Source organism: Sedimentitalea sp. XS_ASV28 (assembly GCF_041224545.1).
Taxonomy (GTDB): Bacteria; Pseudomonadota; Alphaproteobacteria; order Rhodobacterales; family Rhodobacteraceae; genus Sedimentitalea.
On the sequence record NZ_JBGFGP010000085.1, the window covers coordinates 20,266 to 28,033 of the forward strand.

The 7,768-nt window shown below is 60.4% G+C and carries 7 protein-coding genes; 6 read left to right on the top strand and 1 reads right to left on the bottom strand.

Annotated features, from left to right (window positions below):
- The first annotated feature begins 18 nt into the window (after window positions 1-18).
- Genes AB9K34_RS03980 through AB9K34_RS04005 form a run of 6 tightly spaced genes read left to right on the top strand, consistent with a single transcriptional unit; the run spans window position 19 to window position 6,812 of the window.
- Window positions 19-2,145 (top strand): hydantoinase/oxoprolinase family protein, encoded by a 2,127-nt coding sequence (locus AB9K34_RS03980; RefSeq protein WP_369953139.1) that lies wholly within the window; start codon window positions 19-21, stop codon window positions 2,143-2,145.
- Window positions 2,146-2,148: 3 nt separating this feature from the next.
- A complete protein-coding gene (locus AB9K34_RS03985; protein WP_369953140.1) occupies window positions 2,149-2,898 on the top strand; it encodes an ABC transporter ATP-binding protein in 750 nt (249 codons plus the stop codon).
- Entirely contained in the window at window positions 2,898-3,644 is a 747-nt protein-coding gene (locus AB9K34_RS03990) for an ABC transporter ATP-binding protein (protein WP_369953141.1), read from the top strand. Before AB9K34_RS03985 ends, AB9K34_RS03990 begins: the two co-directional genes overlap by 1 nt.
- Entirely contained in the window at window positions 3,641-4,555 is a 915-nt protein-coding gene (locus AB9K34_RS03995; protein ID WP_093096148.1) for a branched-chain amino acid ABC transporter permease, read from the top strand. The genes AB9K34_RS03990 and AB9K34_RS03995 overlap by 4 nt, the downstream gene beginning before the upstream one ends.
- Window positions 4,556-4,558: 3 nt before the next feature.
- The gene (locus tag AB9K34_RS04000) at window positions 4,559-5,617 is read left to right on the top strand and encodes a branched-chain amino acid ABC transporter permease (RefSeq protein ID WP_369953142.1); all 1,059 of its coding nucleotides are present in this window, start codon (window positions 4,559-4,561) and stop codon (window positions 5,615-5,617) included.
- A gap of 25 nt (window positions 5,618-5,642) precedes the next feature.
- Entirely contained in the window at window positions 5,643-6,812 is a 1,170-nt protein-coding gene (locus AB9K34_RS04005) for an ABC transporter substrate-binding protein (protein ID WP_369953143.1), read from the top strand.
- A gap of 217 nt (window positions 6,813-7,029) precedes the next feature.
- Here the strand turns inward: AB9K34_RS04005 and AB9K34_RS04010 are convergent.
- A partial coding sequence (locus tag AB9K34_RS04010) for a type IV secretory system conjugative DNA transfer family protein (protein ID WP_369953144.1) occupies window positions 7,030-7,768 on the bottom strand: 739 nt, incomplete at its 5' end.

Below are 7,768 nucleotides of genomic sequence, written 5' to 3' on the forward strand. Positions count from 1 at the left end.
ACTGAAAGGAATATTACTATGCGAACCCAATATCGTCTGGGCATCGACGCTGGCGGCACATTCACCGACTTCATTCTTGCCGACAAAAAGGGCGGGACACGGATCTTCAAGGTTCTGTCGACCCCGACCGAGCCGACCAAGGCCATCAAGAACGGCTTGGCTCTGATCACCGAAGAAACCGGGCTGACGGCACAGGAAATCGTGTCGAACTCGGATCTGTGCATCAACGGCACCACGGTGGGACTGAACGCGCTGATCACCCATACCGGGGCCAAGACCGGCCTGATTGCGACCAAGGGGCACGAGGACTCGATCGAGATCCGCTTGGGCCACAAGGAAGACGGCTATCGCTATGACCCGGATTATCCCCCGGCGACCATGCTGGTGCCGCGTCACCTGCGCAAAGGGGTCAGCGAGCGGGTGATCTCGGACGGGTCGGTTAAGACACCGATCAACGAGGAAGACGTGCGCGCCGCCTGCCGCTATTTCATCGCCGAAGGTGTTGAATCGGTTGCGATCAGCTTTGTCTGGTCGGTGCTGCACCCCGAGCACGAAAACCGCGCCGCCGAGATCGTGCGCGAGATGATGCCCGATGTACGCCTGACCGTGGGCAGCCAGCTGTATCCGCAGGTGCGCGAATACACACGTACGTCGACCGCTATCGTGAACGCCTATTTGGCACCGATCCTGCAACGCTATGTCGAAGCCATCGACGCCTATTTCCGCGAGCTGGGCAGCCAGCATCCGGTGCGGTATTTCCAATCGAATGGCGGATTGGCGTTGGGCAAGGTGGTCAGCGATCAGTCGGTTTATGCGATCAACTCTGGTCCCGCATCAGCACCACAAGCGGCGCTGGACGTGGCCGAGCCTTGGGGTGACAAGAACATCATCACCTGTGACATGGGCGGTACCTCATTCGACATCACACTGACCAAGGACGGGCAGGCAAACGTCAACAAGAACATCGACTTCCTGCGGTATCGCATCGGTATCCCGATGATCCAGGTAGAGACGCTTGGTGCGGGCGGTGGTTCGATTGGCTGGATCGACTCCATGGGCCTGATGCAGATGGGACCGCAGTCGGCAGGGTCCGAACCCGGACCGGCGTGCTACGGACAGGGCGGTGAGAATCCGACCACGACCGACGCCAACCTTGTGCTGGGCTATCTGAATGCCGACGGACTTATTGGTGGTCGCCTGCCGCTGGATGTGGAAAAAGCGCGTGGCGCGATCAAGACGAAACTCGCCGACCCGTTGGGTATCTCGGTCGAAAAAGCCGCGTATGGCATGTTCACAATCGTCAACAACAACATGGTCAACGCCATCCGCCGGGTGTCGGTCGAAAGGGGCTATGACCCGCGCGACTTCGTGCTGATGGGTGCCGGTGGGGCCACCGGGGCGCATATCACGGCGCTGGCACGTGAAATGGGCATTTCCAAAGTGCTGATCTCCAAACTGGCCTCGGGTCTGTGCGCTTATGGTCAGATCATTTCGGACGTCAAATACAACTACATGGCGCCTGCACCGATCCGTTTGGAAGGGGCCGAAGCTGCCAAGAAGCTGGACAACCTTTTCAACTCGCTTGAAGCGCGCGGCAAGGTCGACCTTGCAGGTGATGGTTTCTCGGAAGAGCGGATTTCAATCCGCCGCTCGCTTGATATGCGTTATGTGGGCCAGGTGCACGAATGTACGGTCGAGATTGATCCGTTCGAAGTGACCGAGGCCACGATCGAGGACATCAAGGCTGCGTTCCACGCGCGTCACAAAGAGCTTTACACCTATGACGAGCCGCACAATGCCGTGGAAATCGTCAACGTGGAAAGCACGATTGCTGGTCACGTGGACAAGCCGGAACGCATGAAGATTGGCGCAGGTAAAGGGGCACATGAAACCCTGAAAGGCACGCGCCCCATGGTGTTCAACGCCGACGGCATCGCCCAGGACACACCGGTTTATGACGGCTCGCTCATGGGGGCCGGTGACACGTTGCACGGACCCGCTGTGATCGAAGAGGTCACGACCACCATCGTGGTCGAGCCTGGTTGGACCGTCAATCTGCATGACAGCGGCGTTTATGTTCTGACCGCAGATGCGGCGACAGAGCAAGGTCAGGCCGAGTCTCGCAAGGAACTGGCCGAGGTCTGAACGATGGTGCGGCGGAAAGATAAGGGTTCTTCCCTGGCGGCATCCGGGGTGACGGTGGCCTTCGGGGGTTTCAAGGCCCTGACGGATGTCACGATGACGATCACTCCGGGTGCCGTGCATGGGCTGATTGGTCCCAACGGTGCAGGCAAGACAACGATGGTCAACACATTGACCGGGTTTCAGACCCCGACAACCGGGACAGTCACGCTTGGGGACAGCAATGTCGGAACTTTGCCGCCGCACGAAATGCGCCGGGCCGGTGTGGCCCGGACCTTCCAGGCGGGACGGCTGTTTCCGGGTCTGGATGTGTTGGACAACCTCGCTGTTACAGGCGTGGGTCTGGGGCACTCCCGGTCGGCCTCCGAGGCCGAAGCACTGCGGCTGCTTGACTGGATGGGCGTGCCCCATCTGGCCGAGCAGCCTGCGGCCGGGCTTCCCTATACGGATGAACGGCGCGTGGGTATCGCGCGCGCGCTGATGTTTGCGCCGGATTTCCTTCTGTTGGATGAACCGGCGGCGGGCATGTCGGAAGCCGAGGCAGCCGACCTTGCTTCCCTTATCAAACGTGTGGCCGAGGAACTTGGTACCGGGGCTCTGCTAATCGAACACAATGTCGGGCTAGTCCTGTCGGTTTCCCACCATGTCTACGTGCTGGATGCCGGCCAGATCATCGAAGAAGGCGACGTCGACGTCATCCTTTCGAGCCAGGCCGTGCGCGATGCCTATCTCGGCTCGGATCAGGAGGCCGCGTGATGTCCAAACTTGGTGTTTTTGACGTGTCGGTGCGCTATGGAAAGGTTCCGGCGCTGACCGATGTGACCCTGCATCTGGAAGAAGGGGAGCGGGTATTCATCTCGGGTCCGAACGGGGCCGGAAAATCCTCTTTGCTCGGGGCCATCAGCGGAGCGGTTGCCACCACACATGGCCGGATAGAAATGGATGGTCACCTCCTTACGGGCAGAGCACCCGAGGCCATTGCCCGGTTGGGTTTGTCGATGGTGCCCGAAGGGCGCGAGATTTTCGGCAGCCTTACCGTGTCCGAGAACCTGCGGGTCGGGACCGGCCTGCGCCGCGACCGGGGCGCCGTTGAAGGCGATATCGAAAAAATCTTTGAAGCTTTCCCTATACTTGGTGAACGCCGCCATGCCAGCGCGGGGGCCTTGTCCGGGGGGCAACAGCAGATGTTGGCTATTGGTCGCGCGCTCATGACCAACCCGAAACTGATGATGGTCGATGAACCATCCTTGGGCCTAGCCCCAAAGATCGTGGATCAAGTCTATGACACGCTCGTACAGCTTCAGGAAGAGCGCGGCCTGACGCTCTTGATCGTGGAACAAAGTTCCACGCGTGCCGCTCGTGTCGGCGGCCGGATGATCCTGTTGCGCGGCGGGTCTGTCGTGGGTGATGGCGACGCTGCGGCCTTCGCCGAAAAGGACCTGCTGAGCGAGGCCTACTTCGGACAATCCAAGGCTCAACCCAATAAGGAGGCCGCCCAATGACCTCTCTGGCCCAACTCTTTTTCGATGCAGCGTCTCTGGGAGGAATCTATGCGATGGCCGCCCTCGGGATCGCGCTGATCTTCGGGGTGATGAACCTCGTCAATTTTGCCCATGGCGAATACATCGCCTTTTGCGTCTTTGCCCTGATTGTCCCTTCGACCGAAGCGGTCGCGGTGATGTTCCTGGGCAAGGCCCCGGCCTTCCTCTTGATCCCTGTCCTCCTGGGTTTGGGGGCCGGGGCCGCAGTTGCCAGCGAATACGTGGTGTTCCGCCATATGCGCAAGGCAACGCCTGTGGCGATGATGATTTCCTCTTTCGCACTGGGTTTCGTGATCCAGAATGCCCTGCTCGCAGTCTATGGCGGGCGGCCAAAGGCGATCAGCCTGTGGCCTGATCTGAATACCCCAGTGGGTGTTCTCGGGGCACAGGTGCCTTTGCTGCAGCTGATCGTGGTTCTGACAACGCTCCTGGTGGTCTGTGCGCTGGCGCTCTTGCTGAAGAAGACCCGGCTGGGATTGGAAATGCGGGCGGCTGCCGAGAATTTCACCATGGCCCGGTTGTTGGGCGTGCGTGCGAACGTGGTCATTACCGGAGCGTTTGCATTGTCTGGGGCCCTTGCCGCCGCTGTGGCGTTGATCATGGCGACCCAGACCGGTGTGGCTGACGTGCGCATGGGCGGGCAAATCATGCTGGTGGCCTTCATCGCCACCGTCATTGGAGGGCTTGGCTCTTTGCCTGGTGCAGTCGCTGCCGGTTTCCTGATCGGCGGAGCATCGGTGCTATTACAGGCTTTCCTGCCGCTCGAAGTTCGGCCCTTCCGCGACGCCTTTCTCTACACGCTGGTCATCGCCTGCCTTCTGCTTCGCCCGCAAGGCCTGTTCGCGGCCAGTTCTGCTAAACCGAGGATCTGAACCATGATGGGAAAACACGCTCAAACCCGGATTCTAGCTTATTCCACTCCCTTGGTACTGAACGGTGTCCTGCTGGTGTTCGTCGCCGCCGTCACCCTGACCGGAGACAAGGCGCTTGGCCGCATGGCCGCCGAAACCCTGATCCGTGTGGTTCTGGTGGTCGGTCTCTGGATCTTCGTCGGCAACTCGGGCGTCGTGAGCTTCGGTCACGCGGGATACATGGCCATTGGTGCCTATTGCTCGGCATGGCTGACGCTCAAACCGCAGATGAAGTCACTGTTTCTGCCGGATTTGCCGTCCTGGCTCGCTCAGGCGGAATGGTCGGTGTTGCCTGCTGCCATCGCGTCGGGTCTTCTTGCGGCCTTCGTCGCACTCATTTCAGGGGCCACAATCCTGCGTCTTTCCGGCATTGCGGCTTCGATCGCGACCTTTGCCTTTCTGGCCATCGTCAATACTGTCTATTCCAATTGGGAAGGCGTGACCGGGGCAACGTCGTCGCTGGTCGGGTTGCCCCGCTATGTCGATCAATGGGTTGCCTTGGGTTGGGCTGCTGCCGCGATCATCGCCGCGAACCTTTATGCGAATTCCGCCAGCGGCCTTGCACTGCGTGCCACCCGCGAAGACGAAGCGGCCGCAAGCGCCTCCGGCATCAACATGTATCGGCATCGGCTGTTGTCGCTTGTGGTCAGCGGCTTTTTCACCGGCGTCTCCGGCGCGCTTCTGGGGCATTCCATCGGTGTGCTCAATCCCGACAGCTTCTATCTCGGGATCACGTTCATCTCGCTCGCCATGTTGGTTGTTGGCGGCATCGGGAGCCTGTCGGGCGCAGTTGTCGGTGTCCTCAGCCTGTCGGTGATGATCGAAGCGTTGGTGCGCTTTGAACAAGGCATTTCGGTTGGCGAGACCCAGCTGGCCCTGCCAAGCGGTGCACAGGAGATCCTGATCGGCATCGTGATGATCCTTGTCCTGATCCTGCGCCCGAGCGGCCTCATGGCGGGCAAGGAACTGCGTATGCCGCGCTTTGCGCCGCGCTCACCTGATTACAAAACCTCCAACAACTAACCAATCCAACTGAGGAGACCTTCCAATGAAACACACGCTTATTGCTTCTGCATTAACCCTGGCGATCGCGGCGCCCGCGCTCGCTGAGGATATCACCGTCGGTTTTGCCATCGCCAAGTCTGGCTGGATGGAAGCCTATGACACGCCCGCCGCGACCGCCGCCAAGATCCGCATTGACGAGATCAACGCCAATGGCGGCCTTCTGGGACAGCAAGTGAAGTGGATCGAGGCGGACACCAAAACGGACCGCGCCCAATCTGCCAAGGCTGGCCTTCAGGTGCTTGATGATGGTGCCGACATGATGGTCGTCAGCTGCGACTACGACTTTGGGGCGCCGGCGGCGTTGGCTGCCGAGGCAGAAGGTAAGAATTCGTTCTTCCTCTGTGCCGAGGACGTAAAGGCCGGTATCCAGGGTGTCGGCCCCAACAGCTTCTCCGGTTCGGTGCTTGCTGCCGTTCAGGGCGCGACCATGGCCGAATGGTCCAAGGCCAAGCGCGACGCCAAGACCGGTTACGTGCTGCTTGATACTACTATCGAATACAACAAGGGTATCTGCACCGGCTTTGACTGGATGTTCCCCAAAGCGGGCGGAGAGATTGTCGGGCGCGACACGTTCAAGAACAATGATGCTTCGATCGCCAGTCAGATCAGCCGTATCAAGGCGCTTCCGCAGGAACCGGATGTCATCATGCTGTGTTCCTACATTCCGGGAGCCGCTGCCGCAGTGCGTCAGATTCGGGCAGCGGGTATCAACTCTCTGATCCTAAACGGCTCGGCGGTAGACGGGTCTTATTGGCTTGATGCGACGCCGAACCTGTCCGGCTTTGTGGTACCGGTGCAGGGTTCGATCTATGGAGACGACCCCCGCGCTGCAGTAGAAGCCTTCAATGTTGCTTATGAGGCAGCTGCAGGCGCGCGCCCGGCCAGCCAGTACGCCTATCCGGGTTACATCTTGATCGACCTGTGGGCCAAGGCTGTGGAACGTGCAGGTACCGTTGACGGGGCGGCTGTGACTGCTGCTTTGGAGCAGATGAATGGCGAGCCCACCGCGTTCGGTCCGCGTACGTTTACGGGCGAACTGCACCATCAAAACTCGGCGGAAATGCAAATCATCGAGATCACGGACGGGACCCCTGCTGCCGTGGACAGCTGGACGATCAGCGAGGCCGTTCCGTTGGGCGTTTTGCTGAAATGACCTGACTATTCTAGCCCAGCGTCGGAACAATGGCGCCTCTCGTTTGATGCGAGGGGCGTCATGCGACCAAAATTGGATAACGATTTCGATTATGTTTCAAATCGCGACTGGCTGATAGGACTTAACAATCACGACATTAAGGTGTTTAAGGGCTCCGACCGAACTTCTCCTCGCTGATCGCAAAGGTCCGCTCTAACAATCCGGGCCTCCGCCAATTTCACCCTCCCAACAGTTCCTCGATGAAATCCTCCTGCCGGTCGAGCGCTGCCTCCCATTCCTTCGGCACCGCAGCTTCCCGCTCGAGCGTCTCGGGCTCTGGTTGCCCACGCCCCGCCTCCAACGCCATCACGCTCATCGCGCGTGCCTCGCGGCGCTGTGATCGATCCCGGACAGGCGCGCGTTCGGCTGGTTTCGCCTGCTCGTCCGCGCCGGCCTCTTCACCGCCGTCGCTACCCCAAGGCCCCACACCCTGCACGATCGGCGGATAGGGGAACGGCTTGCCCTCCTGTCGTGCCAGCATCTCGTTGAAGAAGGGATCGTCGTAATACTTGATCCGGCTTGCCTTGATCGGATGCTGGGGCGAGGCAAGGATGATGACCTCGTCGGGGTCCATCAGGCGCGCGTCGGTCTCTGAAAGCAGCGGCCGCTCTTCCAGCCGCGCCGAGGTCGAGGTCGCGCCCAGAAAGCCCTTATTGCGGCCATACATCCGTGTCACCGCCTCGCGGGTCGTGCTGCCGACGGCCGCCGAGACCTCCTTCACAGTGCGCTGGTCGCGGGGCGTGATGTAGAGCTTGAGCCCTGCCCCGTTTTCAAGACTTTCGCGGCCCTCGGGCCCGTAAATCCGGTCGAGCGAAGCCAGCGACTGTGCGATCATCGCCACGCGGCCGCCATAGCTGGCCAGCGAGTGGATCGCGCGTTCGAGATAGGGCATCGCCCCCATCTGCTGGAACTCGTCG

What these genes read in the sequence shown, in the direction of transcription:
- AB9K34_RS03980 (WP_369953139.1), top strand. Translation starts at nt 19, where the DNA reads ATGCGAACCCAATATCGTCTGGGCATCGACGCTGGCGGCACATTCACC.
- AB9K34_RS03985 (WP_369953140.1), top strand. Translation starts at nt 2,149, where the DNA reads ATGGTGCGGCGGAAAGATAAGGGTTCTTCCCTGGCGGCATCCGGGGTG.
- AB9K34_RS03990 (WP_369953141.1), top strand. Translation starts at nt 2,898, where the DNA reads ATGTCCAAACTTGGTGTTTTTGACGTGTCGGTGCGCTATGGAAAGGTT.
- AB9K34_RS03995 (WP_093096148.1), top strand. Translation starts at nt 3,641, where the DNA reads ATGACCTCTCTGGCCCAACTCTTTTTCGATGCAGCGTCTCTGGGAGGA.
- AB9K34_RS04000 (WP_369953142.1), top strand. Translation starts at nt 4,559, where the DNA reads ATGATGGGAAAACACGCTCAAACCCGGATTCTAGCTTATTCCACTCCC.
- AB9K34_RS04005 (WP_369953143.1), top strand. Translation starts at nt 5,643, where the DNA reads ATGAAACACACGCTTATTGCTTCTGCATTAACCCTGGCGATCGCGGCG.